The organism is Nonomuraea sp. NPDC050328 (assembly GCF_044459405.1).
Taxonomy (GTDB): Bacteria; Actinomycetota; Actinomycetes; order Streptosporangiales; family Streptosporangiaceae; genus Nonomuraea.
This window is the reverse complement of the sequence record NZ_JBITIW010000013.1, coordinates 128,170-154,522: the sequence shown is the minus strand read 5'-3', so window position 1 is coordinate 154,522 and position 26,353 is coordinate 128,170. Positions and strand designations below refer to the sequence as shown.

The following is a 26,353-nucleotide window of genomic DNA, read 5'->3' as shown; positions in this document are numbered from 1 at the left end:
ATGCTTGACGCTGCCATGCCCGAGATCTCCGAAGCGACCGTTTCGGAGTTCGAGCTGCTCGGCCTGCCGAAGCCGCTCGTGACCGGACTGGCCAAGCAGGGCATCGAAGCCCCGTTCCCCATCCAGAGCGCCACCATCCCCGACGTGCTCGCCGGCAACGACGTGCTGGGTCGCGGACAGACGGGCTCCGGTAAGACGCTGGCCTTCGGCCTGCCCACGATGGCCCGCATCGCCGGTCGCCGTCCCACCCCCGGCGCCCCGCGCGCCATGATCCTGGTTCCGACCCGCGAGCTGGCCCTGCAGGTCCACGACGCCATCGAGCCCCTGGGCCGTGGCCTGGGCCTGCGCATGAAGGTCATCGTGGGCGGCATGTCCATGGGCAAGCAGATCGAGGCGCTGCGCCGCGGCGTCGACATCGTCGTCGCCACCCCGGGCCGCCTCGGCGACCTCATCCGCCAGGGCGAGGTGACCCTCGACGAGATCGAGGTCAGCATCCTGGACGAGGCCGACCATATGTGTGACCTGGGCTTCTTCCCGGTCGTGACGGAGCTGCTCGCGCAGACGCCGACCGACAGCCAGCGCCTGCTGTTCTCCGCCACCCTCGACGGCGACGTCGACAAGCTGGTGAAGCGCTTCCTGCGCAACCCGATCACCCACTCCATCGCCCCGGCGACCTCCCCGGTCGACACGATGGAGCACCACCTCATGCAGGTCACCCGCGACGACAAGTTCGACATCGCCGCGGAGATCGCCAACCGCGAGGGCAAGACGATCATCTTCGTCCGCACCCAGCACGGCGTCGACCGGCTCTGCAAGCAGTTCGCCCGCGTCGGCGTGAAGGCCGGCGGCCTGCACGGCGGCAAGCGCCAGAACCAGCGCACCCGCATCCTGGCGGAGTTCCGCGAGGGCGCCATCGACGTGCTGGTCTGCACCGACGTCGCCGCCCGCGGCATCCACGTCGACAACATCTCGCTGGTCCTGCACCTCGACCCGCCGCAGGACCACAAGAGCTACCTGCACCGCGGCGGCCGTACCGCCCGCGCCGGCGAGAAGGGCACGGTCGTCACCCTCGTCCTGCCCAACGAGCGGCGCTCGACCGACGCGCTGACCCGGCGCGCGGGCATCAAGCCGTTCAAGCTCAAGGCCGAGATCGGGCACCCCCGGGTGGCCGAGGTCACCGGCGCCCGCACCCCGAGCGGCGAGTCCATCCCCGTGTGGGAGCCCGACGTGCGCAAGCCGCTGCGGCCCCGCCGTGAGGGCTCCTTCGACCGTGGCCCGCGCCGCCGGCGCGAGTTCGACGGCGAGCGCCGCCCGCGCCGCCACGAGGACGGCACCTTCGAGGAGCGTCGTTCGCACGGCGACCGTCCGGCCCGCTCCTACGACGACCGCGCCCCCCGCGCGTACGGCGACCGCCGTCCGCGCGAGAACGGCGACCACGTCGGCCGCGCCCACGAGGGCGACCGCCAGCGCCGCCACGAGGGTGGCCACCCCCGCTCCGGCGGGTACGAGCCGCGCGAGCGCTCGGGTGGCTTCGAGGGCCGTCAGGGCGGTTACGACCGTCCGGCCGGCTCCGAGGGCCGCCCGGCCGGTGGCGAGGGCCGCGACGGCTACAAGCCCCGCACCTTCGGCGACGACCGCCGTGGCCGCGGCGGCTACGGCCAGCAGCGCCCGGGCTACCGTGGCGACGACCGCGGCCGTTCCTTCGGCCGTGACGGCGCTCCCCGCGAGGGTGGCTCCTTCGGCCGCGACAGCGCTCCCCGTGAGGGCGGCTCCTACAACCGTGACGGCGGTTCGTTCAACCGTGACGGCGGCTCCCGGCCGGCGGCGCGTGAGGGCGGCTACCGTGCCGACGACCGTGGCCGGTCCTTCGGCCGCGAGGGCGGCTCGTTCTCCCGTGACGGCCAGCGGCCCTTCTCCCGCGAGGGCGGCTTCCGCGCCGGCGGCGAGCGCGGCCGGGACGACCGTGGCGGCTTCCGCCCCGCGGGCGACCGGACCCGTGAGGACCGTCCGGCCTTCCGCGCCCGTGACAACGGCGCCCGGAGCGGTGGCTTCCGCGCCGACCGTGGCCGGCCGTTCTCGGCCGACGCGCGTCGCGACGAGCGCTGACCCATCGCGGTAGGGCTCCCCGAGCCTTTCTGAAACAGCCCCTGGCCTGTCGGCCGGGGGCTGTTTCGCGTGCACCGGCCGATCGGCTCCTCGCCGCCCGGTGGTTCGTGGAACAGGCAGACGGGGGGCGGGCGTCCTGAAGGGGGCGGTTCGCTGGCGGGACGTCCGATTACGCCTGGAGGGCGGTTCGGTGGTGGGGCGTCCGATTACGCCCGGAGGGCGGTTCGGTGGTGGGGCGTCCGATTACGCCTGGAGGGAGGCGGGTCGGGACGCGCGATAGGGTCTGCCGTGTGATTGACCGCCTGACCAATCCGATCAAGGACTACGCCTGGGGCTCGCGCACCGCGATCGCCACGCTGGCCGGCCGGCCGGTGCCCTCGCCGGGGCCCGAGGCCGAGATGTGGCTGGGCGCCCATCCGGCGGGCCCGTCGCTGCTGGAGCGCGGCGGCGAGCCCCGCTCGCTCGACGAGGTGATCGCGGCCGACCCCGAGGGGGAGCTGGGCCGCGCGTGCGTCGAGCGGTTCGGGGCGCGCCTGCCGTACCTGATGAAGCTGATCGCGGTCGGCGCCCCGCTGTCGTTGCAGGTGCACCCCTCGCCGGAGCAGGCGCGGGCGGGCTACGAGCGGGGCGCGTACGGTGACCCGTACGCCAAGCCGGAGCTGGTCTGCGCGCTGACGCCGTTCGTGGCGCTGGCCGGGTTCAAGACCCCGGCCGAGGCCGCCGGGCTGCTGGCGGAGCTGGAGGTGGCGAGCCTGCGCCCGGTGATCGACCGGCTGCGGCTGGGCGAGACGCTGAGCGCGCTGCGCGTCCTGCTGGAGTGGCCGCGCGAGGAGCGCGCCGAGCTGGTGGCCCAGGTGGCCGAGCGCGGCGGCGAGGAGGTCGCCAAGCTGGCCGAGCGCTACCCGCAGGACCCGGCGGTGCTGGCGCCGCTGCTGATGAACCGGCACGACCTGCGCCCCGGCGAGGCGCTCTACCTCGGCGCGGGCGTGCTGCACGCCTACCTCGACGGGTTCGGGGTGGAGATCATGGCCGGCTCCGACAACGTGCTGCGCGCGGGCCTGACGCCCAAGCCGATCGACGTGGACGAGCTGCTGAGCGTCATGGTGCCGGAGGCCCAGCCGCTGGCCGTCGAGGCGCGGGCGCACCTGTTCAGCCCGCCCGCGCCGGAGTTCGCGCTGGGCCGGGCGGTCAACCCGCGGCTGCGGCTGACCGGCGGGCTGCCGCGCATCCTGCTGTGCACCGAGGGCGAGGTGCTGGCCGGCCGGCGCCGGCTGGCGGCGGGGGAGTCGGCCTTCGTCGCGGCCGGGGTGGGCGACGTGGAGCTGCACGGCCGGGGCACCGTCTTCTGGGCCCAGCCCAACCTCGGCTGACCTGGGCGGCTCGCGGCGGTCTCGGGTCGTGGACATGGCCGGAACGCGGGCCCGGCGGGCACTAGGCTTGGTGGTCACGTCCGCACACGGAAGAGAGACCATGAAGACCTTCGATGAGCTGTTCGCCGAGCTGTCCGAGAAGGCGCGCACCCGGCCCGAGGGCTCGGGCACCGTGGCCGCGCTCGACAGCGGCGTCCATGCCATCGGCAAGAAAGTGGTGGAGGAGGCGGCCGAGTCCTGGATGGCCGCCGAGCACGAAGGCGCCGAGCGGGCCGCCGAGGAGATCTCCCAGCTCCTCTACCACGTCCAGGTCCTCATGATCGCCCGCGGTCTCAAGCTCGACGACGTGTACAGGTGGCTGTGATGTTGCGACTGGCTGTCCCCAACAAGGGCGCGCTCACCGAGGCGGCCCAGCTCATGCTCAAGGAGGCGGGCTACCGCACCCGCCGTGACAGCAAGGAGCTGGTCCTGATCGACCAGGACAACTCCTGCGAGCTGTTCTTCCTGCGGCCCCGCGACATCGCGGTCTACGTCGGCGAGGGCACCCTCGACGCCGGCATCACCGGCCGCGACATGCTGCTCGACTCCGGCGCCGAGGCCGAGGAGATCCTGCCGCTCGGCTTCGGCGGTTCCACCTTCCGGCTGGCCGCCAAGTCCGGCTCGCTGTCCAGCGTGAAGGACCTCGCGGGCCTGCGCGTGGCCACCTCCTACACCGGCCTGCTCCGCCACTACCTGGAGGAGAGCGGGGTGGACGCGCGGGTGATCAAGCTGGACGGCGCGGTCGAGACCGCGATCCGGCTGGGCGTCGCCGACGCGGTGGCCGACGTCGTGGAGACCGGCACCACGCTGCGCAACGTCGGGCTGGAGGTCTTCGGCGAGCCGATCATGCGCTCGGAGGCCGTGCTGATCCGCCAGCGCGGCGCCGCCGCCGAGCACAGCGGCCTGACGCAGCTCGTCCGCCGGCTGCAGGGCGTGATCCACGCCCGCGACTTCGTGATGATGGACTACGACATCCGCGCCGAGCGGATCGAGGAGGCCATCGCGCTCACGCCGGGCATGGAGGGGCCGACGGTCTCGCCCCTGCACCGGGAGGGCTGGGTCGCGGTGCGCGCGATGGTCCGGCGCAAGGGTCACCAGCAGGTGATGGACCAGCTCTGGGACATCGGCGCCCGGGCGATCCTGGTGACCGACATCTACGCCTGCCGGATCTAGCGACCGCCCGCAGATCCGGCACGGCACGGCGGGTGAGGCCCGCTGTGACGCCCAGATCGCCGCCGGGTCCTGGCCGGGGCGGATTCGCGGGGCGGTGTCGCCATCGGTCGCCCCGTCCGGCCGAGGCGGTTCTGTCCGAATACGTCCCGCACGGCCCTGAGCAGGCGTGGGCGGCTCCCGCACGCGGCAACGGCGCCCGGCCCACCGGCCGGGCCGGCCGTCCCCACCAGGACGTCGCCAGGCGCGGCGAGGTGGCCCGCGTCCAGGCGCCCTACGCCGTCGCCCTCACCCGACTGTGCGTCTCAGGCCAGGCTCGCCATGGCCTTGATCGCCTGGTCGACCTGCTCGGGCGAGTTCATGATCGTGGTGCCGAAGCGCAGCAACTGCTCGCGGTAGGGCGTCACGCTGGTCTCGATGCGGTGCCGCTCCCGCAGCCGCGTGACCGCCGCGCCGGGCGAGAGTCCCTCGACCGAGCAGCAGACCAGGCCCGCCGACAGCTCCGGTGCGAGGGGAGTGGCCAGCTTGACGTGCCGCAGGTCCTTCAGCCCGGCCTTGAGCCGGGTGGCCAGTTCCTGGATGCGCGCCTGCACGCGCTGCTTGCCCAGCGCCTGGTGGAACTCGAAGGCGGCCGGCATCGCCCACCGGTGCTCGAAGGCCTTGTAGCCGCCGGGCGTGTAGTAGTCGGCGGTGGGCGCGGCCGGCGGGCGGCCGGTCTGCCACGACTCGAAGGCGTTGGGCCCGAAGCTGGTGATGACCGGGTCGAGCCGGCTCCAGTCGCGGCCCCACAGGATGCCGGTGCCGCGCGGCCCGGCCAGCCACTTGTGCGTGCCGCTGGCCAGGAAGTCGCAGCCGAGCTCCTCGACGCCGTCGGCCATGGCGCCGAAGCCGTGCACGCCGTCCACGCACAGCAGCATGCGGTCGTTGGCGTTGCGGCTCTGGTTCTCGGCGGCCAGCAGGTCGGCGATGGCGCGGATCGGCAGGCGCACGCCGGTGCTGGAGTGCACCCAGGTCACCGCCACGACGCGGGTGGCGGGGGAGAGCCCGGCCTTGATCGCCGCGAGCACGCGGTCGGCGGAGGCGGTGAAGGGGTCGTCGTAGAGCCGTACGCGGCGCACCTTGGCCCCGGTGCGGGCGGCCAGCAGCCGCAGGTTCTCGTGGGTGGCCATGAAGTCGTGCTCGGTGGTGAGCACCTCCTGGCCGGGGCGCAGCCGCAGGCCCGAGTAGAGCAGGCCCAGGCCCATCGTGGTGCTGTCGGTCAGGGCGATGTTGGGGAAGCGCGCGCCCAGGTAGTCGGCGGCGGCCTTGCGCGAGGCGTCGTCGGGCACCATGCCGCCGGCCGGGGTGTAGTGCGGGTCGGCGTCGAGCGCGTCGCGGTGCTGCTGGATGGCTCGCCGTACCGGGGCCGGGTGCGGGGCCAGGACGTAGGCGGCGAAGTTGGCGACGCCGGGCTTGAGGGCGAACTGGGCGGCCACCGACTCCCAGTCGCCGGGGGCAGGGGCGGCCGGTGCGGAGGCGGCGGGAGCGGCGGAGGTGGACGTGCAGGCCGACAGCGGGGCCAGCAGGCCCGCGCCGAGCACGGCCCGCCGGTTCAGCGACTGGGTCACGGGACCTTCCTACCCCGCCGCCCGGCCGCCGGGCAACGACGGCCACGCCCGATCAGGCGCGCAGCCCGCTCACCTGGCGCATCAGCTCCGAGACGCGCACCACGCCCAGGCAGCGGTTGAGCTCGTCGGTCACCACCAGGTCGTCGTAGGCGCGGGCGCTGTCCTGGCCGGCGACCTGCATCGCGGCGATGGCCGGCGTGGTCTTCGGCACGGTGCGGGGCGGGTCGGCCAGGCGCAGCGCGGGCTTGCGGCCGTGCAGCGCGTGCCCGTAGCGGGCGGCGAACGACAGCAGGAAGCGGCTGCGGTCGAGGCTGCCCTTGGGCCGCTGGTACTCGTCGACCAGGATCAGGCTGGTGATCGACGGCTCGGTGCCGAAGGCCTCTATGGCCTCCTCCGCCGTCGCCTGCGCGGGCAGCGTCACGGCCGGCATGAGCAGCTCCAGCACCCTGGGCCCGAGCAGCGCCGTGGCCGGCTCCTGGACGACGACCGGCAGCGGCACGTGCACCCGGCCGTCGCGGCCCGGCCGCAGCAGCGGGCCCTGCGCCAGCCGTACGTGCCAGGAGCGCACCATCGCGAGCTGCTGCTCGTCGGTGACGCCGGGCGCCAGCACGTGCGCGCCGATGCCGCGCGCCAGGCGGGCGACCGACTCGGCCACCGCCGCCCGGCGCGGGTCGCGCGGCGCGCGCGCCACCGTCTCCGGCGACAGCACCAGCAGGTACGGCGAAGCGTCCGCGAGCACGTCGAACGGGATGCTCTCGGTCCCCGCCCCGCCGAAGGCCAGCAGGTAGCCGATGGCGCGCAGCCCGTCGAGGCCGACGGTGAGCAGCCGCCGCTCCGGCTCGGAGCACGAGCCGCTGACGACGAGGATCACCTCGCGGGGCCGCCGCCCGGCACGGCGCAGCGTCTCGTGCAGCGGCGCGAGCGCGCCGGTGCCGTTCATGACCAGCCCGGCGGGCAGGTCGAGCAGGAGCGGCAGCGTGCTCTCCTGCCCGGCCGCCTCCAGTGACTCGGGCGTGGTCCGCAAGGCCACGACACCCCCGGTGTCGAGGTCGACGACGGGGGAGAGGTCGGTCATCTGGGCAAGCACGGTCTGATGCTGCTCCGTGTCGCCGCAGTTACAGAAGGGGTGGATGGCGAAGTTCACCGACATTTCCCCCCGAGTTCCCCACCCGCGCAGTGGGTTAGCCTTCTGGCATGACTGCCCGGCCCGCGAAAGGCGGCGGGCGCTGGGTAGACGTCGCCCCCGAGCGCCTCAACAAGTGGATCGACGGCTTCGCCGGCCGCCACGGCCCGATCGACACCGCCTACGAGCCGGACCCGGCGCCCGGGCTGCTGCGGCTGGTGGCCGCCGACGGGTCGCTGGCCGAGCTGACCGTGCCCTTCCCGCCCTTCGACGCGGCCCCGCCGTACCTGTCGAGGTTCGTGGCGCACGCGCAGCGGGCGCGGACGGTCGGGGTGATCCTGGCGCGGCTGGGCGGGCACGCGGCCGGGGTGTTCCGCGGCACGGAGCTGATCGCCTCGAAGGTGGGCTCCACCTACGTCCAGGGCCGGACCGCGGCGGGCGGCTGGTCACAGCAGCGCTTCGCGCGGCGGCGCGGCAACCAGGCCGGCAAGGCGGCCGAGAGCGCGGCGGGGACGGCGGCCCGGGTGCTGCTGCCGCACGAGGGCGAGATCGAGGCGGTGATCCTGGGCGGCGAGCGCCGGGCGGTGGAGGCGCTGAGCGCCGATCCGCGGCTGGCCGGGCTCCTGGCGAAAGCGGCCGAGCCTTTCCTGACGGTCCCCGATCCCCGGCTCGCCGTCCTGCGGGAGACGCCCGCCCTGTTCCGCGCTGTCCGGGTGCGGGTGATTAATGCAGGAGAGGCGGTGGGCGAGGGCCCGTAGACTGATCCCCATGCACGCTCCCGATTGACCTGGCGCGCCTGCCATCCCACTTCCAACCTTCGGGAGCCATTCTCACCATGATCATTGCTAATGACATCGAACTGCGCGCGGGCTCGCGGCTGCTGATCGAGAAGGCCAATTTCCGCGTCAATCCGGGCGACAAGATCGGATTGGTCGGCCGCAACGGCGCGGGCAAGACCACCCTGACCAAGGTGCTGGCCGGCGAGGGGCTGCCCGCGGCGGGGAGCGTGACCTCCAGCGGCAGCATCGGCTACCTGCCCCAGGACCCCCGCACCGGCGACCTGCAGGTGCTGGCGCGCGACCGGATCCTGTCGGCGCGCGGGCTGGACGAGGTCCTGCGCAAGCTGCACGAGGCCGAGCTCGGCATGTCCAGCGCCGACGACAAGACCCGCGAGAAGGCGGTGCGCCGCTACGGCCGCCTCGAGGACCAGATGCACGTGCTGGGCGGCTACGCGGCCGAGGCCGAGGCGGCCTCCATCGCCTCCAGCCTGGGCCTGCCCGACCGGGTGCTCAAGCAGCCCCTGGAGACCCTCTCCGGCGGCCAGCGCCGCCGGGTCGAGCTGGCCAGGATCCTGTTCAGCGGGGCCGAGACTCTCCTGCTGGACGAGCCCACAAACCACCTGGATGCGGACTCCATCGCCTGGCTTCGTGATTTTTTGCGCTCTCATCAAGGTGGCTTGATCATCATCAGCCACGATGTGGGCCTTCTCGAAGCCACGGTCAACAAAGTCCTTCATCTCGACGCCAACCGGCAGGTCATCGACCACTACAACGTCGGCTGGAAGGCCTACCTGGCCCAGCGCGAGACCGACGAGAAGCGCCGCAAGCGCGAGCGCGCCAACGCCGAGAAGCAGGCCGGGGCGCTGCTGGCGCAGGCCGACAAGATGCGGGCCAAGGCCACCAAGGCCAAGGCGGCCCAGGACATGATGCGCCGGGCCAACCGGCTGCTGGCCGGCACCGAGGCCGAGCGGGTCAGCGACAAGGTCGCCAAGCTGCGCTTCCCCGAGCCGGCCCCGTGCGGGCGCACCCCGCTGACCGCGGTGGAGCTGTCGAAGTCCTACGGCTCGCTGGAGGTCTTCACCGACGTCAACGTGGCCATCGACCGCGGCCACCGGGTGGTCATCCTCGGCCTCAACGGCGCCGGCAAGACCACGCTGCTGCGCATCCTGGGCGGCATCGAGGCGCCCGACACCGGCGAGGTGCGGGCCGGTCACGGCCTCAAGGTCGGCTACTACGCGCAGGAGCACGAGACGCTCGACGCCGACCGCACCCTCCTGGAGAACATGCGCTCGGCCGGGGGCGAGTTCACCGACACGGAGCTGAGAAAAGTCCTCGGATCTTTCCTCTTCACCGGCGACGATGTCGACAAGCCCGCGGGCGTTCTGTCAGGAGGCGAGAAAACTCGGCTGGCCCTTGCGCTACTGGTGTTGTCGAGCGCGAACGTGCTTCTCCTGGACGAGCCCACTAACAACCTCGACCCCGTCAGCAGGGAGCAAGTCCTCACCGCTTTGCGATCATATTCAGGAGCAATCGTCCTGGTCACTCATGATGAGGGGGCCGTTGACGCTCTTGCACCGGATAGGGTGATCTTGCTACCAGACGGAACAGAAGACGCCTGGAGCGAGGAATTTTCCGATCTTGTGGCTCTTGCCTGATCTTAATTTGAGTGGGTACGGATCTTTTCCCGTGGAGTAGGTAGCCGATCCCGCGGAAATGACTGATCATGGCGGAGTAACGCTGCGGAAGTCTGGCACTACAGGAGGTACTCGTGGCCGAGACTCTCAAGAAAGGCACCCGGGTGACCGGGGCCGACCGCGAAAAGCTGGCCGGTGATCTCAAGAAGCGGTATGCGGCGGGCGAGAGCATCCGCGCGCTGGCGGCTTCGACCGGCCGGTCGTACGGGTTCATCCACCGCATCCTCAGCGAGTCCGGTGTGACTCTGCGGGGGCGCGGCGGCGCGACCCGTGGCAAGTCCAAGAGGTAGATGGGCTGCCAGTCGGCACAGTATGGAACGCGCGTCCGCAGCCGCTCGTCCCAGTCCGCGGAGTCTGTCACGCCCGAGCAATGTTCTAGTAGGCTCGGGTGTGGCAGACCGGCGTTACCAGGGAGGCTGAGCGCGTGCTTGGGGGGAATCCGGAGGCGACCGGCCTCCGCTTCGAGGTGGACGGTGAGATCGCGACGATCACACTGGACCGGCCGGAGAAGCGCAACGCTCAGACGTTCGCGCTCTGGTCGGAACTGACCCGCATCGGGAACAACCTGCCGGAGCAGGTCCGTGTCGTCGTGGTGCGAGGTGAGGGACCGTCCTTCTCGGCGGGAATCGATCTTTCCATGTTCGGCAGCCTTCAGCCCGGAAGCGATCTCGACAGTTCGATCGCGGAATTCCAGCGAGGATTCCTCTGGCTTCGCCGTCCCGACATCGTCAGCATCGCGGCGGTTCAGGGACACGCCATCGGCGCCGGTTTCCAACTGGCGCTCTCCTGCGACCTGCGCATCGTCGCGGATGACGTCAAGTTCTGCATGAAAGAGCCCGCACTGGGGCTGGTGCCCGATCTGACCGGCACCAAGCCGCTGGTGGACCTCGTCGGCCTCGCCAAGGCGGTCGACATCTGTCTCACCGCCCGTGTCGTCGAGGCGGAGGAGGCGCTGCGCCTCGGGCTGGCCGAACGGGTCGTGCCGCGCGACGAACTCGCGACGGCGGTCAAGGAGAAGACGGCGCAACTGCTGTCGGTGGACCGCGCCGCGGCCACCGCCACCAAGCGGCTGCTCCAGGGCGCGACGGGGCGCTCCCTGGAGGAGCAGTGCGCGGCAGAGCGGGCCGAACAGGTGCTCCGCATCCGCGCGCTCAACGGCGGCTGACCCGGCTCTCGCGCTGTTCGCCCGGAGCTGAGCGGGGAATCGCGCGAGCCCGGCGGACGCTGGAATGACCATGGCGATGAGTTTCGGACCTGGATCCATGCGGTCGCTGCGGCGTGACGAGTCCGTCATGCAGCAGCGGCTCAAGCGTGGCACCGTCCGGCGCATCGCCCGCTACGCCAAGCCCTTCACCAGGCTGATCACCGTCTTCCTGGCGCTGGTCGTGCTCGGCTCGGTGATCGTCGTGGCCAACCCGCTGCTGATGAAGGCGGTCATCGACGACGGCATCCTGCTGAAGAACACCGGCGTGGTGATCGGCCTGGCCGTCGCCATCGCCGTCCTGGCCCTGCTGGACGCGGGGCTCACCCTCGCCCAGCGCTGGTTCTCCTCGCGCATCGGCGAGGGCCTGATCTTCAACCTGCGCACCGAGGTCTTCGACCACGTCCAGCGCATGCCGGTGGCCTTCTTCATGCGCGCCCAGACCGGCGCGCTGGTCTCCCGGCTCAACACCGACGTCATCGGCGCCCAGCGCGCGCTGACCAGCACCCTGTCCAGCGTGGTGTCCAACATCGTCAGCCTGGTCCTGGTGCTGGGCGCGATGCTGGTGCTGTCCTGGCAGGTCACGCTGGTCGCCCTGGTCCTGCTGCCGATCTTCATCATCCCGGCCAAGTACGTCGGCCGCCGCATGTCCGCCTTCACCCGCGAGCAGATGAAGCTCGACGCGGAGATGAGCTCGGTGATGACCGAGCGGTTCAACGTCGCCGGCGCCATGGTCGCCAAGCTGTACGGCAGGCCCGCCGAGGAGGCCGAGATGTTCGGCGAGCGCGCCGCCCGGGTGCGCGACATCGGCGTGACCGTCGGCATGTACGGCGCGATCTTCCGCGTCGCCCTCGGCCTGGTCGCCGCCCTGGCCACCGCGCTGGTCTACGGCGTCGGCGGCGTGCTCGCCGTGAACGACGTCTTCGAGCTCGGCACCCTGGTCGCCCTGGCCGCGCTGCTCATGCGCCTGTACGGCCCGCTGACCAGTCTGTCCAACGTGCACGTGGACGTGATGACCGCGCTGGTCAGCTTCGACCGCGTCTTCGAGGTGCTCGACCTCAAGCCCATGGTCGCCGAGCAGCCCGACGCCCGGCCGGTGCCCTCCGGCCCGGTCACCATCGACTTCGAGGACGTGCACTTCCGCTACCCGAGCGCCGAGGAGGTCTCGCTGGCCTCCCTGGAGTCGGTCGCCCGCCAGGACACCGGTCCCAGCCACCCGGTGCTGAAGGGCGTGTCGTTCACCGCCCGGCCCGGCCAGCTCATCGCCCTGGTCGGCCCGTCCGGCGCGGGCAAGACCACCATCACCTCGCTGGTCTCGCGGCTCTACGACGTCGACGAGGGCTCTGTACGGCTCAACGGCCTCGACGTGCGCGAGGCGACGCTGGGCTCGATCAGCGACACCGTCGGCGTCGTGATGCAGGACGCCCACCTCTTCCACGACTCCATCGGCGCCAACCTGCGCTACGCCCGGCCCGAGGCGAGCGACGAGGAGATCTGGGAGGCGCTGCGCGCGGCCCAGATCGGCGACCTGGTCGAGGCGCTGCCCGACCAGCTCGACACCGTGGTCGGCGACCGCGGCTACCGGCTGTCCGGCGGCGAGAAGCAGCGCCTGGCGCTGGCCCGGCTCCTCCTCAAGACGCCGCGCGTGGTCGTGCTCGACGAGGCCACCGCGCACCTCGACTCCGAGTCGGAGGCGGCCGTGCAGCAGGCGCTCAAGATCGCGCTGGCCGGGCGGACCTCGCTGGTCATCGCGCACCGGCTGTCCACCATCCGCGAGGCGGACGAGATCCTGGTCGTCCAGGACGGGCGGGTGGCCGAGCGCGGGCGGCACGACGACCTGCTGGCGCGCGGCGGCCTGTACGCCGAGCTCTACCGCACCCAGTTCAGCTCTTCGCCAGGTAGCCCAGACGCGTGAGCTCCTCGCGGGCGACCTTCTCCACCAGGTCGAGGTCGGCCTGTCGGAGGCGGGCGGCCGAGGGGCGGGGGCGCCTGCCGTACAGGGCGACCTTGGAGACCGGGACCTCCAGGAAGGCCGACAGCGCGTCGATCACCGGGCCCGGGGTGCGCAGCAGTTCCTCGTAGCGGACGGTCATGAGCTGGTCGGCGGGCAGCTCCTGGCGCAGCTCGGCGCTGATCCGCACGGCGCTGCGCCAGCGCAGGGCCGCCTTGCCGGCCACCGGCATGGTCTTCCAGCGGTCGCGGTGCTCGCCGCGGTTCACGCCGAGGAAAGCGTTGGGAAACTCGGTCTCCTCGGTGAGCATGACCGGCTTGAACCACGCCAGGCAGGCCGGGTCGGCGATCATGTCGGCGACGACGTCACGGCCGTCGCGGATGACCTGGACGAAGCGGGCGTCGGGGAAGGCGCCGAGCAGCGGGCCGGCGCTGTAGAGCAGGTCGGGGCTGGCGTCGCCGAAGCGGCTGAGCGCCGAGGTGGACACGCAGGGGCCGGGCCCGGTGACGCCGCCGGCCTCGCGGCACGGCGCCGGGCATTGCCCGCAGGCGCCGGGCACGACCTGCCAGGCCTCGGCGAGCGCGTCACGCAGCACGCGGGCCGCGCCCGAGCTGCGGCCGATGGAGGGCCGCCGGGCGAAGGCGTAGACGACGTGCGCGACCGAGGCGCGGCCCATGGTCACGTGGAAGCCGGTGGACCGTTTCAGGGCACGCGCCAGCAGGTCCGCGCCGGAGTGCGGGGCTCCCAGGAGGAAGACCGGCCTGCGGACCTTGATCCCGTTGACCACCAGGATGTGTCGCATACCCGGGTCAAGTGTGACACCGTTTGCCCTGGGAGGTGTGCAATGAGGGGTCTAGACCTGGTCGGTGGGGACACGGTGGCGATCGTCGCCCCGTCGGGCCCGCCCGACCCCGTCCGGCTGCGCCAGGGGGTGCGGCGGCTGGAGGCGCTCGGGCTGAAGGTGGTGACCGGCCGCAACGTGCTCGCCCGCGGCGGGCTGGACTACCTGGCCGGCTCCGACGAGGAGCGCGCCGCCGACCTGCAGGCCGCCTGGTGCGACCCGGCGGTGGCGGCGGTCTTCTGCGCCAGGGGCGGGTACGGCGCGGGCCGCCTGCTCGGCCTGCTGGACTGGGCGGCGATGCGCGAGGCCGGGCCGAAGGTGCTGCTGGGCTCCAGCGACATCACCGCGCTGCACCACGTGTTCGGCCTCGAACTCGGCCTGCCCACGCTGCACGGCCCGATGCCCGCCTGCGCGGTGATCACCGACGGGGCCGAGCCCGAGCCGCGCACCTGGGAGCACCTCCTGGCGGCGCTCGAAGGCCGCCCGCTGCCGGTGCCGGGCGAGGAGATGCTGGTGCCGGGCCGGGCGGAGGGCGTGCTGGCCGGCGGCAACCTGTCATTGCTCGCCTCGCTGTGCGGCACCCGGTACCAGCCGGCCTTCGCCGACCGGCTGGTCTTCCTGGAGGACGTGGGGGAGGAGCCCTACCGGATCGACCGGATGCTGACCCAGCTCCTGCAGGCCGGCGCCTTCGACGGGGCACGTGGGTTCGTGCTCGGCTCGTGGGTCGGCTGTGGCGATCCGATGCCGGTGTTGAGGGACCGGCTCGTCCCGCTCGGAGTGCCGATCCTGGCGGGGCTGCCGGTCGGGCACGGCAGCCCGCAGCTGAGCATCTGGCTTGGGGCTCTTGGGGCTATCGATACTGAATCGTGCTCCCTGGCTGGTCAGTTCGGGGGCTGGGACCAGGCATCGTAGAGACACGCAGGGGGACGAATCCGACAGAAGGGGCATGCGGCGTGAACCTGTTCCGGCCCTCCCGGCCGTCGCGATCGGTCGAGGACGTGGACCTCGACTCGTTGCTCTCCCTTGTGGCCGACTCGCTCGGCTACACCTGCGCGTTCGCCGCCGACGGGACCCTGCTGACCCTCGGGGGCGGCAAGGAGATCCCGGTACGGCTGGCCGGCCTGCGCCGCGAGGCCGGGCGGCGCCCCCGCGAGGACTGGCCGATGCTGGTCTCCGAGCACCTCGGCCGCGCCCTGGCCGACGCCTCCCTGCCCGACCCGTGCGACTTCGACCAGGTCAGGCACCTGCTCGGCACCCGGGTGGAAGCCGTCGACGAGGTGCCCGACCTGACCCGCGTGGTCGGCCGGCACCTGGGCGCCGACCTGGTCGAGCTGATGACCGTGCACGGCCGGCCGGTGCGGCCCGAGGAGGCCGGCTGCTGGCCGATCCCGCCCGCCCAGGCGCTCGGCGTGGCCCTGGCCAACGTGCGGCGCAACGAGCGCCTGCACGCCGGCCGCGAGGACCTGTCCGGCACCCCGGTCTGGCGGCTGGGCGGCGCGACCGCCTCGGCCGGCTCGCACCTGCACTGGCTGGAGGACTACCTCCAGGTGCCCGGCGACGGCGTGCTGGCCGTCCTGCCCGACCCGCGGACCGTGCTGGTGCACCCGGTGGAGGGCATCGGCGTCGTGCGGGCCATCGAACGGCTGCGCGTGCACGCCCTGCGCGCGGGCGGCCCCAGCGAGCAGGTCTACTGGTGGCACGCCGGCACGCTGACCCGGATCAAGGCCGACCTGGTGGTCCAGGACGGCCAGACCCGCCTGGTCGTCGTGCCGCCGAAGGACTTCGCCCGGGTGCTGAAGCGCCTCAGCTCCTCCTGAGGCTCGGTTTTAGGACAGCGCCTTGGCCGCGTGCACGAGGGGCACGTGGCTGAAGGCCTGCGGGAAGTTGCCGACCATCCGGGCGTACCGCGGGTCGTACTCCTCGGCCAGCAGCCCCAGGTCGTTGCGGAGCGCGAGCAGCCGCTCGAACAGCTCGCAGGCCTGCGCGTGCCGGCCCTGCAGCGCCCGCACCTCCACCAGCCAGAAGCTGCACGCCAGGAACGCGCCCTCGGCGCCGGGCAGGCCGTCCACGTCGTTGTCCTCGGCGATCGGGTAACGCAGCACGAAGCCGTCGCTCATCAGCTCGCGCTCGATCGCCTCCACCGTGCCGGCCACCCGGGGGTCGTCGATCGGCAGGAACCCGGTCAGCGGGATCAGCAGCAACGCCGCGTCCACCTCGGGCGAGCCGTACGACTGGGTGAAGGTGTTGCGGGTGGCGTCGAAGCCCTTGTCGCAGATCTCGGCGTGGATCTCGTCGCGCACCCGGCGCCAGCGTTCCACCGGGCCGGTGCGGCCGAAGTTCTCCACCTGGCGGATGGCCCGGTCGAGCGCCACCCAGCACATCACCTTGGAGTGGGTGAAGTGCCGGCGCGGCCCGCGCACCTCCCACAGGCCCTCGTCGGGCTCGTCCCAGTGCTCCTCGACGTAGGCGATGAGCTGGCGCTGGATCGCCCACGCGCGGTCGTCGGCGGCCAGGCCCGAGGTGCGCGAGAGGTAGAGGCAGCTCATCACCTCGCCGTAGACGTCGAGCTGGAGCTGGTTGACCGCGGCGTTGCCGATGCGGACCGGGCGGGAGTTCTCGTAGCCGGGCAGCCAGTCGAGCTGGCTCTCCGGCAGGCGGCGCTCGCCGGCGACGCCGTACATGATCTGGAGGTCCTGGGGGCGGCCGGCGATGGCGCGCAGCAGCCAGGAGCGCCAGGCCAGGGCCTCGTCGGAGTAGCCGGAGTCGATCAGCGCCTCCAGCGTCATGGTGGCGTCGCGCAGCCAGCAGAAGCGGTAGTCCCAGTTGCGCACGCCGCCGAGGTCCTCGGGGATGGAGGTGGTCGGCGCGGCGACGATGCCGCCGGTCGGTTCGTAGGTGAGCGCCTTGAGGGTGATCAGCGAGCGCACCACCGCCTCGCGCCACGGCCCCTTGTAGGTGCACTGGGCCACCCACTCGGTCCACATCGCCTCGGTCTCGGCCAGATGCGTCTCGGGGTCGATCAGCTTGGGCATCGGCTCGTGCGAGGGGTGCCAGGTGAACAGGAACGGCAGGCGCTGCCCGGCCTCGACGGTGAAGGTGGCGCGGTGGGCGTAGTCGCCGCCGATCAGCGGCACCGGCGAGTGCAGCCAGACCGAGTCGGGCCCGCCGACCGCCTGCAGGTGCTCGCCGTCGCGGCGCACCCACGGCACGATCCGCCCGTAGTCGAAGCGGATGCGCAGCTCGGTGGTGAGTTCCACCGAGCCGGAGACGCCCTCGACGATGCGCACGACGTCGGGGTTGCGGTCGCGCGGCGGCATGAAGTCGATCACCCGGACGGTGCCGGTGGGGGTGTCCCACTCGCTCTCCAGGATCAGCGTGTCCGGCCGGTAGCGGCGCCGGTCGGCGGGCCTGCGCCCGGTGGGGCCGAGCGACCAGTGGCCGTGCCGGCCGTCGCCGAGCAACGCGCCGAAGCAGGAGGGGGAGTCGAACCGGGGCAGGCAGAGCCAGTCGATGGAGCCGTCGCGGCCGACGAGCGCGGCCGACTGCATGTCCCCGATGAGTGCGTAGTCCTCGATCCGCATACCTGTGACGCTACTAGCCGGGTCGCCCGATTTGGGGAGACCCGGCCAGTGTGTTGGCTACGGACGCTCGGCGATCTGCTGGAACTTGCCCAGCAGCGCGGCCGGGTCGCTGTCGGCGGCCAGGCCGGTGCCCAGCTCGGCGGCGATGGTGCCGCGCAGCTCCGACCAGACCGGCTCGGAGGTCGGGTCGAAGCGGGCCCGGGCCACCATGTCGACGATCGGGGCCACCTTGGCGTCCTGGCGCAGCACGTCGGAGGCCGACTGCGTGGTCGGCAGCAGGCCCTCCACCTTCAGGTACTTCGCGTAGTTGCCGGCCTGGTAGAAGTAGGTCAGGAACTGGCGGACCAGCTCCTGGTTGCCGTCCTTCTTGAAGGCCATCAGGTAGTCCTGGATGCCGTGCGTGGCCGGGGTCGCGCCGTTGTTGACCGGGTGCGGGGCGGTGCCGTACTCGATGCCGGCCTTCTCCACCGGGTCGAGGAAGGCTCGGGTGCCGAAGGAGGCGTAGACCATGGCCGCCTTGCCCTGGGCGAACAGCGGCCAGGTGCCGTCGGCGCGGTTGGTCTGGCCCGGGTTGGGCTGGGTGTGGCCCTCCTGGGTGAGCGTCTTGAGGAACTGCAGCGTCTCCAGGCTGCGCTCGCCGTTGACGGCCCACTTGCCGTTGACGCGCCAGTCGCCGTTGTTGGCGCGCAGCCAGGTGCCGAACTCGTAGTCGCCGCCCTCGGCGCCCATGGCCAGCGCGTAGGGGACGTAGCCGCCGGGCAGGGCCTTGATCGCCTTGGCCGCGGCCTTGAACTCGTCCCAGGTGGCCGGGGGCTTGTCGAGGCCGGCCTCCTTCAGGATCTTCTTGTTGTAGTACAGGCCGTTGACCGTCGCCACGAACGGCAGGCCGTACTGGGTCTGCTCGTAGGCGGCGTTGGCGGCGAAGGAGGGCAGGAAGTCGCCCAGCACCTCCTTGGAGACCACCTCCTCGGCGCGGTAGAGCAGCCCGGCCTCGGCGTAGTCGGCGAAGACGTTGAGGTTGAGCACGTCGGGGAACTGCTTGGTCTGGATCATGGTGGCGACCTGGGCGGAGATGTTGCCCCAGTCGATGACCTGCAGGTCGACGTTCTTGCCCGGGTTGGCGGTCTCGAAGGACTTGATCAGCTCTTCCCAGTAGGGGCGGGTGCCCTCGGTGTACTGGGCCACGACGAGCTTGATGGACTGCTGCCCGTCGCCGCCCTCACCCCCGCCGCTGCCGCAGGCGGTCAGCGCCAGCGCGAGGGCGGCGATCGCGGCCAGCCGAGGTCTTGTCCGAGAGGTCATCTCACACCGGTCCTTGTCCTTGGTCACTTGGTGCTGCCTGCGGTGAGGCCGCTCACCAGATGCTTCTCGATGAGCGCGAACAGGATCACGGCCGGCACGATCGCCATCAGCGCCGCCGCGAACAGGTACTGGTAGTTGGTCTCGTAGAGGCCGACGAACTGCTGCACCCCGACGGTGAGCGGCACGCGCCCGGAGGCCGGGTCGTTGAAGAGGGTCAGCGCGATCACGAACTCGTTCCACACCTGGATGAAGGTGAAGATCATCACGGTGACGAGGCCCGGCGCGGCCAGCGGGAGGATCATCCGCAGCATGATGCGGAAGCGGCCCAGGCCGTCCATCATCGCCGCCTCGTCGATCTCCACCGGGATGGCGCTGAAGTGCGCGTGCATGATCCAGACGCCGAAGGCGAGGTTGAAGGCGGCGTTGATGGCGATGATCACCGCGTAGCTGTTGATCCCGTCCACGAACAGCGCCTGCCGGTAGAGCCCGATCAGCAGCGCGACCGCCGGGAACATCTGCGTCACCAGGATCACGCCGAGGAAGGCCCCGCGCCCCCGGAACCTGGAGCGCGCCAGGACGTAGGCGGCCGGCGCCCCGACGACCAGGACGAGCGCGGTCGAGACCAGGGCGACGGTCAGGCTGACCCGGAAGTAGTCGGCCAGCGGGATGCGCTGCCACACGTCGGCGTAGTTCGACCACGCCCACGTCCGCGGGAAGTAGTCGGCCGGCACCGCGTACAGCTCCGCGTCGGTCTTCAGCGAGCCGAACAGCATCGCCGCGTAGGGAGCCAGGAAGAACAGCGCGATGGCGAAGCCGATCACCGGCAGCGCTGCCGGCCGGATCCGCCGCCAGCCCCGGCCCGCCCGCATCAGCACCAGCCGCTGCCGGACCGGCTTCGGCTGGACCGGCTTCGGCTGGACGGGCTCCGGCTGGTACGGCGGCGCGGGCCGGACCTCGCCGGCGGGTGCCTCGGCGGCCGACGGCCTCTCTTCGGCCGCCGAGGGGTTCTGGTAGGGCCGCAGGATCACCACGAAGGCGGTGATGAGCAGCAGCAGGAAGACGACGTTGAGCACGCCGAGCGCCGCGGCCTCGCCGGAGTCGAGCTGCGCGGTGAAGGCGATCTTGTACAGCCAGGTCACCGTGGTGTCGGCGTGGTTGCCCGCGGTCTTCCCCATGATCACCCAGATCACGGTGAAGGCGTTGAAGACGTGCAGCATGTTCAGGACGAGCGCGATCATCAGCGAGGGCCGCAGGATCGGCAGCGTCACTCGCCGCCAGGTCGACCAGGCGCTCGCCCCGTCGATCCTGGCCGCCTCCAGCACGTCGTGCGGCACGGTCTGCAGCCCGGACAGCAGCACGTAGGTGGTGAAGGGCATCGAGGTGACGATGCCGATCGCCATCACCGAGTAGAGGGCGGTGGCCGGGTCCTTGTACCAGTCGACCGGGGCCGACAGGAGCCCCAGGTCCATCAGCAGCCGGTTGAGCAGCCCGTTGCCGCCCTCGTAGATGAAGCGCCACACGGTCGCGGTCATCACCAGCGAGGTGGCCCACGGCACCACCAGTGAGAGCCGCACGAACCGGCGGCCGAAGAACTCCTTGGACAGGAACTGCGCCAGCGCCAGCGACAGCAGCATCGTCAGGCCGACGACCACGACCAGCCACAGCAGCGTGTTGCCGACGACCTGGCCGAGCGCGTCCTCCTGGAGTAACCGGGCGTAGTTGTCCAGTCCCGCGAAACCCTTGACCAGCCCGATCCGGCTGATGTCCTGGAAGGACATCAGGACCATGTACAGGGCGGGGAAGCCGACCACGCAGGCGATCAGGACCGTGCTGGGCGCGAGCCAGCGCCAGGGGACCGTCCGCCGCCAGAGCTCAGCAGCCCGAGAAGTCATCACACGGCCTTTCGCAGGAGAACTGCATAAATGCTCGTGATGACGGTGATCAATGTCAAGCGATTCAAGGCTCGATCAAGCAACTTCGCTCATGAACCTCGCAGGATGTGCAGAATTGTGGAGCGTTCCAGGACGGCTAATCCGCAGGCAGGGGTACCGGCCGGGGCGGTGCCGCCTCCAGCGGGAACCAGCGCGACAGGATCTGGGTGAGCGGACCGATCGCCAGCGCGAACAACAACGTGCCGACGCCCGCGGTGCCGCCCAGGATCCAGCCGATCGCCAGCACGCTGACCTCGATGAGCGTGCGGGCCAGCCGGATCGACAGCCCGAGCCGGACCAGCCCGGTCATGATGCCGTCGCGCGGGCCGGGGCCGAGCCCGGCGCCGATGTAGAGCACCGTGGCCAGGGCGACCAGGAAGACGCCGGCCAGCAGGTAGGCGGACCGCGGCACGACGTGCTCAGGGCCCGGCAGCAGCCACAGGAACAGGTCGGCGAACAGGCCCAGGAACAGGACGTTGCTGATGGTGCCCAGGCCGGGCCGCTGGCGCAGCGGGATCCAGGCCAGCATCACCACCGCGCCCACGATGATCACCCAGGTGCCGACCGACAGCCCGAAGTGGACCGCCAGGCCCTGGTGGAAGACGTCCCAGGGGGAGCCGCCGAGCGCCGACTCGATCTGCAGGGCCATGCCCAGGCCGTAGAGGGCCAGCCCGCCGTAGAGCTTGGCGAGCCGGGTTGGTGTCAATTTCTCGCGCATGATGGACCCATAATGGCGGGCAACCGGCTTCCCATAACAGGGCCAATCACCGAAAATGGCCTGGTGCGCTTTCTCTCCGCCACCCAGGTGGCCCGGCTGCTCGACCTCGACCGCACCGCGCGGCCTTACTACCGGGCACTCGCTGACGCCCTGCGCGGCCTGGTCATGGACGGCCGCATCCCGGTGCAGGTCCGGCTGCCCGCCGAACGCCACCTGGCCGAGACGCTCGGCGTCAGCCGCACCACCGTGACCGCCGCCTACGACCTGCTGCGCGGCCAGGGCTACGTGGACAGCCGCCAGGGCTCCGGAAGCTGGACCGTGCTGCCCGACCCCGCCGAGACCGCCTGGAGCGGCTTCGGCGGCGACGGCCTCATCCAGCTCCAGAACGCCGCCCCCGCCGCGCCCGGCCAGTTCCAGGCCGCCGTCGAGGCGGCCGTGCGCGAGCTGCCCCGGCACGCGATGGGCTCCGGCTACGACCCCGTCGGCCTGCCCGAGCTGCGCGAACGCATCGCCGCCCGCTACACCGAGCGCGGCCTGGCCACCCGGCCCGAGCAGATCCTGGTCACCACCGGCAACCAGTCCGCCCAGCACCTGGTGATCAGCCTGCTGGTCGGCCCCGGCGACACCTTCCTGTTCGAGTCGCCCACCTACCCGCACGCCGTCGAGGCGGCCCGCGGCCGGGGCGCCCGGCTGGCCCCGGTCGGCGTCGGCTCCGACGGCTGGCAGCCCGACCTGGTCACCAGCGCCATGCGGCAGTCCGCCGCCCGGCTGGCCTACCTGATCCCCGACTTCCAGAACCCGACCGGCGCGCTCATGCCCGACGCCGAGCGCGCCGAGATCGTCGCCGCCGCGCGCCGCACCGGCACCACGATCCTGGTGGACGAGACGTGGGCCGAGCTGGCGCTGTCGGAGCAGGCCAGGGCCACCCCGATGGCCGCTTTCGACACCGACAACCGGGTGGTCACCATCGGCTCGGCCAGCAAGCTGTGGTGGGGCGGGCTGCGCATCGGCTGGATCCGCACCACCGCGGCGCACGTGCGCCGGCTGGCGCTGCACCGCTCCTCGGCCGACCTGAGCGCGCCCGTGCTGGAGCAGCTCATCGTCGCCCAGCTCTTCGACCGGCTCGCCGTGACGCGCGCCGAACGCCGCCGCACCCTGCGCGCCGCCCGCGACACCCTCGCCGCCGCGGTGCGCGAGCACCTGCCTGGCTGGACCTTCGTCCTGCCGTCCGGCGGGGGCTCGTTGTGGGTACGGCTGGCCGCGGGGGAGGGCGCCACCGAGCTGGCCGAGGCCGCGGCCACCCATGGCGTACGGCTGGCCCCGGGGCCGTGGTTCGGGGTCGAGGGGACGCTGGAGGGGTACGTGCGCCTGCCGTACACGCAGTCGCCCCCGCTGCTGCTCGACGCGGTCACCCGGCTGGCCGCGGCCCGGCAGGGCGCCGGGCGGCGGGAGGTGGCGGCGGTCAGTCCGATGGTGTGACGCCCCGGGCCAGCGGGGCGCGCCAGCCGTACCGCATGGCGCTGATCCGGAGCACGAAGGCGATCAGCGCGGCGGCCAGCGTGGCCACCCAGCCCTGCAGGTGCGCCTCGAACAGCACCGCGCGCAGCCCCGAGCCGAGCATGGCCGGGACGGCGTAGAGCTGCCGGTCGTACAGCAGCGTCGGGATCTCCCCGGCCAGGATGTCGCGCAGAATGCCCCCGCCGACCGCGGTGGTCACCCCGAGCAGCGCGGCGTGCAGCGGCGACAGCCCGAGCGCGAGGGCCTTCTCGGTACCCAGCGCGCAGAACACGCCCAGGCCCGCCGCGTCCAAAACCATGATCGCGGGCAGGACCCGGGCGACGTGCGGATGCCAGAAGACGACGACCACGGTGGCGAGGACCGGGGTGAGCACGTAGCCCAGGCTCTGGAAGGCGATGGGCGGCACGTTGAGGATCAGGTCGCGCACCACGCCGCCGCCCAGGGCGGTGATCTCGGCGAGCACGAGCATGCCCACCACGTCCAGGCGCTTGCGCACGCCCATGAGCGCCCCGGTCAGGGCGAAGATGAAGATTCCGACGAGGTCGAGCAGTTCTGACACGGTGAGGATGGTCTCACGCGTGTTCGTTCATGAGCCGCTTGAGCCTGCCGGTGAAGACGATGAGGATGAGGCCCGCCACCACCGCCGCCAGTCCCAGCGTCAGGAAGTAGCCGGTCGGGCCGAAGGCCGGGACGAGGAACTTGTAGGCCTGGCCGCCCACCGGCTCGCCGACCGCCGGGGCCAGGAACCAGATCCCCATCATCTGTCCCTTGAGCGAGGCGGGCGCGAGCTTGGCGGTGACCGACAGGCCCACCGGGCTCAGCGACAGCTCGCCGAGCGTCTGGATCAGGTAGATGAGCGCCAGCCACAGCAGCGCGATCTGCCCGGGACTGGCGTTCAGCCAGCTCACCAGCACGAAGCTGAGACCGACCAGGAAGAGCGCGGCGGTGAACTTCTGCGGGGTGTTGACCCGGTTGCCCAGCCGCAGCCACAGGACGCTGAAGAGCGGGGCCAGGATGATCACGAAGATGGAGTTGAAGTTCTGGACCATGCCCGCCGGGACGGTCCAGCCGAGCACGCTCAGATCGGCGCGCTTCTCGGTGAAGACGGTGAGCGGGCCGGCCGCCTGCTGGAAGATCATCCAGAAGATGGCGGCGGCGATGAACAGCCAGATGTAGGCGCGCATGCCCTGCCGCTCGTCGGCGGTGATCTCGCCGGCGCTGCGGAAGACGTAGACGAAGTAGCCGACCACGACCAGGATGCTCAGCACGGTCACCACGGTCGGGACCGTGCCCACGGTGAGCGTGCCGGTCGCCCCCCAGATCAGGACCGCGGCGATGAGCAGCAGCAGCGAGAAGACGATCACCCGCACGGCCTTGCGCGACTCGGCCGGCGACAGCGGCCGCGGGGGCGCCTCGCCGGCGCCGTCCAGGCTCTTGCGGCGCGCGGTGTACATGATCAGGCCGAGCGCCATGCCGACCGCGGCGGCGCCGAAGCCGAGGTGCCAGCGGTCGTCGCCGGCCAGCAGCGGGGTGACGAACAGGCCCAGCGCGGCGCCGATGTTGATGCCCATGTAGAACAGCGAGAAGCCGGCGTCGCGGCGGGCGTCGTCGTCGTCGCGGTAGAGGTAGCCGACCATCGAGGAGATGTTCGGCTTGAGCAGGCCGGTGCCGCAGATGATCAGGAACAGGCCGAGCCAGATCAGGGCGGAGGAGTGGATCGGGATGGCCATCGAGATGTGGCCCAGCATGATGATCACGCCGCCCCAGAACACCGTGCGCCTGGCCCCCAGCACCCGGTCGGCCAGCCAGCCGCCGGGCAGCGAGGTCAGGTAGACGGTGCCGCCGTACAGCGCGACGATCGGGACCGCGGTCGTCTCGTCCAGGCCCAGGCCGTTACGGACCGGCGGGGCCATCAGGAACAGCACGAGGATGCCGCGCAGGCCGTAGAAGCTGAAGCGCTCCCACATCTCGGTCCCGAAGAGGGTGGCCAAACCCCTCGGGTGACCGAAGAACGTGCGCTCTGCTGTCATGATCCCCCCTTGTATTCGATCAGTCACTCTAAGTCACTTACAAGGCGTCTTTCCAGCTCTGCCGTGGGCTACCCAGGTTCGGACGTGGATCACCCGATGCTTTGCCAACCGGGGCGGGTGTCATGTCCCCGGGCATTACCGGGCGGTTCCTACCGTGTTGATCATGACGAATCGAGTTCTGCTCACCTCGCTCATGGCGGGAGCGCTCGCGGTGCCCGTCACCGGGACCGCCGCTGCCGCCGGGCCGGAGATCAAGGAGATCGTCGTACGGCCGGCGCAGCCGGTGGTGGGGCCCAGCGGGTCGGTACGGCTGGTGATCGACGTGGTCGCGCGGGGGGCCGCGGGGGAGGACGGGGTGACCATCGACGTCGCGCCCGGCCGGCCCCGGCGCGGTGCGCCCGTCCAGGAACCTTCCACTGCGCCCCCGTCCTCTCCGCCGGGGCCGTCCACGCCCTCGGAGCCGCCGTCCGGGCCGCCGGGCGAACCCTCCGCCCCGCCCGGTGAGCCCGCACCGCCCGGTGAGCCGGCCCCGTCTGGTGAGCCCGCACCGCCCACTTCCGCGCCCGGTGAGCCCGCGCCGCCGGCTTCCGGCCCGCCTGTCTCCGGACCGCCCGCTTCCACGCCCTCCGCCGAGCGGCCGCCGGCGCCTGCTTCCCGGCCGCACCCCTCGCCGCCCGTCGCCGAAGCTCCCGGGACTCCGGGGCGTCCGGGGGTCCCTGGAGGTTCTGGGGATCGGCCGCCCGCTCCCGAGCCCTCGGGTCCGCCGCCGGACGCGTCGGGTCCCGCCGGGCCACGCCCCGAGGTCGAGGCGCCCATGACGGGACAGCCGCGCCGGGTGGAGCGGATGGCGTCGAGCGCGGACGGCTGGGAGACCTGGCGCTTCCTGCCCGCCCGCGGCCTGAACCGCTTCTACCCCTCCGGCCTCTGGACGGTGACCGCCACCGCGAAGGCCGCCGACGGCAGTACGGTCACCCGGCACACCACCTTCCAGCTCCGCCGCGCCACCAGGCTGACCTCGGCCCACGTGAGCAAGATCAGAGGCCAGAAGGCGGTGCGCCTGAGCGGCGAGCTCGACCGGGTGGACCCGGCCGGCTACAGCGACTACGCGGCCTTCGCCGGCACCAAGGTCAAGATCATGCACCGCAAGCCGAACGGCGTCGTCTGGACCAAGGTCGGCACCGCGACGACCGGACGTGACGGCGGCTTCGCCCGGGTGATCCCGAACCGCGCCCGCGGATGGTGGCAGCTCCGCTTCCCCGGCAACAAGCACTACGCGCCCGGCTGGGGTCCCGCGGTGCACATCGCCGGCCAGAAAAAAGGACATTAAGCCGATAAAGGGGATAAATATCCCTTCGGAGTGGTGGAGTTATCGAATCGTGATCTTAATTGTTC

General features: G+C 71.8%; 22 protein-coding genes. 13 read left to right on the top strand and 9 right to left on the bottom strand.

Annotation, left to right across the window (positions count from 1 at the left end):
- The 4 genes from ACIBG7_RS37285 (at position 1) to hisG (ending at position 4,688) form a co-directional block, all read left to right on the top strand.
- On the top strand, positions 1-2,106 hold the full coding sequence (locus tag ACIBG7_RS37285) for a DEAD/DEAH box helicase (protein ID WP_397339293.1): 2,106 nt from the start codon (positions 1-3) through the stop codon (positions 2,104-2,106).
- Between the two features lie 290 nt (positions 2,107-2,396).
- A complete protein-coding gene (gene manA / locus ACIBG7_RS37280; protein WP_397339292.1) occupies positions 2,397-3,476 on the top strand; it encodes a mannose-6-phosphate isomerase, class I in 1,080 nt (359 codons plus the stop codon).
- A 100-nt stretch (positions 3,477-3,576) separates the two neighbouring features.
- Positions 3,577-3,840 (top strand): phosphoribosyl-ATP diphosphatase, encoded by a 264-nt coding sequence (locus ACIBG7_RS37275; protein ID WP_357931490.1) that lies wholly within the window; start codon positions 3,577-3,579, stop codon positions 3,838-3,840.
- Entirely contained in the window at positions 3,840-4,688 is an 849-nt protein-coding gene (hisG, locus tag ACIBG7_RS37270) for an ATP phosphoribosyltransferase (RefSeq protein WP_397339291.1), read from the top strand. The genes ACIBG7_RS37275 and hisG overlap by 1 nt, the downstream gene beginning before the upstream one ends.
- Positions 4,689-4,990: 302 nt before the next feature.
- On the opposite strand, the gene ACIBG7_RS37265 is transcribed toward hisG, so the two are convergent.
- Positions 4,991-6,292 carry an aminotransferase class V-fold PLP-dependent enzyme gene (locus ACIBG7_RS37265; RefSeq protein ID WP_397339290.1) on the bottom strand — a complete coding sequence of 434 codons (1,302 nt, stop codon included), beginning with the start codon at positions 6,290-6,292 and terminating at the stop codon, positions 4,991-4,993.
- A 52-nt stretch (positions 6,293-6,344) separates the two neighbouring features.
- Positions 6,345-7,379 (bottom strand): EAL domain-containing protein, encoded by a 1,035-nt coding sequence (locus tag ACIBG7_RS37260; RefSeq protein WP_357931498.1) that lies wholly within the window; start codon positions 7,377-7,379, stop codon positions 6,345-6,347.
- Between the two features lie 107 nt (positions 7,380-7,486).
- Between ACIBG7_RS37260 and ACIBG7_RS37255 the strand changes: the two genes are divergently transcribed.
- The 5 genes from ACIBG7_RS37255 (at position 7,487) to ACIBG7_RS37235 (ending at position 13,004) form a co-directional block, all read left to right on the top strand.
- On the top strand, positions 7,487-8,173 hold the full coding sequence (locus ACIBG7_RS37255; RefSeq protein ID WP_357931501.1) for an acVLRF1 family peptidyl-tRNA hydrolase: 687 nt from the start codon (positions 7,487-7,489) through the stop codon (positions 8,171-8,173).
- Between the two features lie 77 nt (positions 8,174-8,250).
- Entirely contained in the window at positions 8,251-9,849 is a 1,599-nt protein-coding gene (locus ACIBG7_RS37250) for an ABC-F family ATP-binding cassette domain-containing protein (protein ID WP_357931504.1), read from the top strand.
- A 113-nt stretch (positions 9,850-9,962) separates the two neighbouring features.
- Complete coding sequence (locus ACIBG7_RS37245) at positions 9,963-10,178, top strand: helix-turn-helix domain-containing protein (RefSeq protein ID WP_020547488.1); 216 nt, start codon at positions 9,963-9,965, stop codon at positions 10,176-10,178.
- 98 nt (positions 10,179-10,276) lie between these two features.
- Positions 10,277-11,053: an enoyl-CoA hydratase/isomerase family protein gene (locus tag ACIBG7_RS37240; protein WP_397339289.1), complete on the top strand. Its 777-nt coding sequence runs from the start codon at positions 10,277-10,279 to the stop codon at positions 11,051-11,053.
- 64 nt (positions 11,054-11,117) lie between these two features.
- Positions 11,118-13,004 carry an ABC transporter ATP-binding protein gene (locus ACIBG7_RS37235; RefSeq protein WP_397339288.1) on the top strand — a complete coding sequence of 629 codons (1,887 nt, stop codon included), beginning with the start codon at positions 11,118-11,120 and terminating at the stop codon, positions 13,002-13,004.
- Here ACIBG7_RS37235 and ACIBG7_RS37230 read toward each other — a convergent pair.
- Entirely contained in the window at positions 12,973-13,842 is an 870-nt protein-coding gene (locus tag ACIBG7_RS37230) for a sulfotransferase (protein WP_357931513.1), read from the bottom strand. The genes ACIBG7_RS37235 and ACIBG7_RS37230 overlap by 32 nt on opposite strands.
- A 42-nt stretch (positions 13,843-13,884) precedes the next feature.
- On the opposite strand from ACIBG7_RS37230, the gene ACIBG7_RS37225 reads away from it, so the two are divergent.
- Both ACIBG7_RS37225 and ACIBG7_RS37220 read left to right on the top strand, forming a co-directional pair.
- Complete coding sequence (locus ACIBG7_RS37225; RefSeq protein ID WP_397339287.1) at positions 13,885-14,793, top strand: LD-carboxypeptidase; 909 nt, start codon at positions 13,885-13,887, stop codon at positions 14,791-14,793.
- Between the two features lie 41 nt (positions 14,794-14,834).
- A complete protein-coding gene (locus ACIBG7_RS37220) occupies positions 14,835-15,698 on the top strand; it encodes a hypothetical protein (protein WP_397339286.1) in 864 nt (287 codons plus the stop codon).
- Positions 15,699-15,707: 9 nt separating this feature from the next.
- Here the strand turns inward: ACIBG7_RS37220 and ACIBG7_RS37215 are convergent, their stop codons facing one another.
- The 4 genes from ACIBG7_RS37215 to ACIBG7_RS37200 all read right to left on the bottom strand — a co-directional run bounded on the left by ACIBG7_RS37215 (position 15,708) and on the right by ACIBG7_RS37200 (position 21,413).
- A complete protein-coding gene (locus ACIBG7_RS37215; protein WP_357931522.1) occupies positions 15,708-17,462 on the bottom strand; it encodes a glycoside hydrolase family 15 protein in 1,755 nt (584 codons plus the stop codon).
- A 57-nt stretch (positions 17,463-17,519) separates the two neighbouring features.
- Positions 17,520-18,764, bottom strand: coding sequence for an extracellular solute-binding protein (locus ACIBG7_RS37210; RefSeq protein WP_397339285.1), 1,245 nt, complete (start codon positions 18,762-18,764; stop codon positions 17,520-17,522).
- Positions 18,765-18,787: 23 nt separating this feature from the next.
- Positions 18,788-20,656, bottom strand: a complete 1,869-nt coding sequence (locus ACIBG7_RS37205) for an ABC transporter permease subunit (RefSeq protein ID WP_397339284.1) — start codon at positions 20,654-20,656, stop codon at positions 18,788-18,790.
- Positions 20,657-20,792: 136 nt separating this feature from the next.
- On the bottom strand, positions 20,793-21,413 hold the full coding sequence (locus tag ACIBG7_RS37200; protein ID WP_357931531.1) for a hypothetical protein: 621 nt from the start codon (positions 21,411-21,413) through the stop codon (positions 20,793-20,795).
- Between the two features lie 63 nt (positions 21,414-21,476).
- Here ACIBG7_RS37200 and ACIBG7_RS37195 point away from each other — a divergent pair, with 63 nt between their 5' ends.
- A complete protein-coding gene (locus ACIBG7_RS37195) occupies positions 21,477-22,892 on the top strand; it encodes a PLP-dependent aminotransferase family protein (RefSeq protein ID WP_397339283.1) in 1,416 nt (471 codons plus the stop codon).
- On the opposite strand, the gene ACIBG7_RS37190 is transcribed toward ACIBG7_RS37195, so the two are convergent.
- On the bottom strand, positions 22,876-23,490 hold the full coding sequence (locus tag ACIBG7_RS37190; RefSeq protein WP_397339282.1) for a trimeric intracellular cation channel family protein: 615 nt from the start codon (positions 23,488-23,490) through the stop codon (positions 22,876-22,878). The genes ACIBG7_RS37195 and ACIBG7_RS37190 overlap by 17 nt on opposite strands.
- Positions 23,491-23,503: 13 nt before the next feature.
- Entirely contained in the window at positions 23,504-24,961 is a 1,458-nt protein-coding gene (locus ACIBG7_RS37185; protein ID WP_397339281.1) for a peptide MFS transporter, read from the bottom strand.
- A gap of 163 nt (positions 24,962-25,124) precedes the next feature.
- Between ACIBG7_RS37185 and ACIBG7_RS37180 the strand changes: the two genes are divergently transcribed.
- On the top strand, positions 25,125-26,288 hold the full coding sequence (locus tag ACIBG7_RS37180; RefSeq protein ID WP_397339280.1) for a hypothetical protein: 1,164 nt from the start codon (positions 25,125-25,127) through the stop codon (positions 26,286-26,288).
- Positions 26,289-26,353 lie beyond the last annotated feature (65 nt).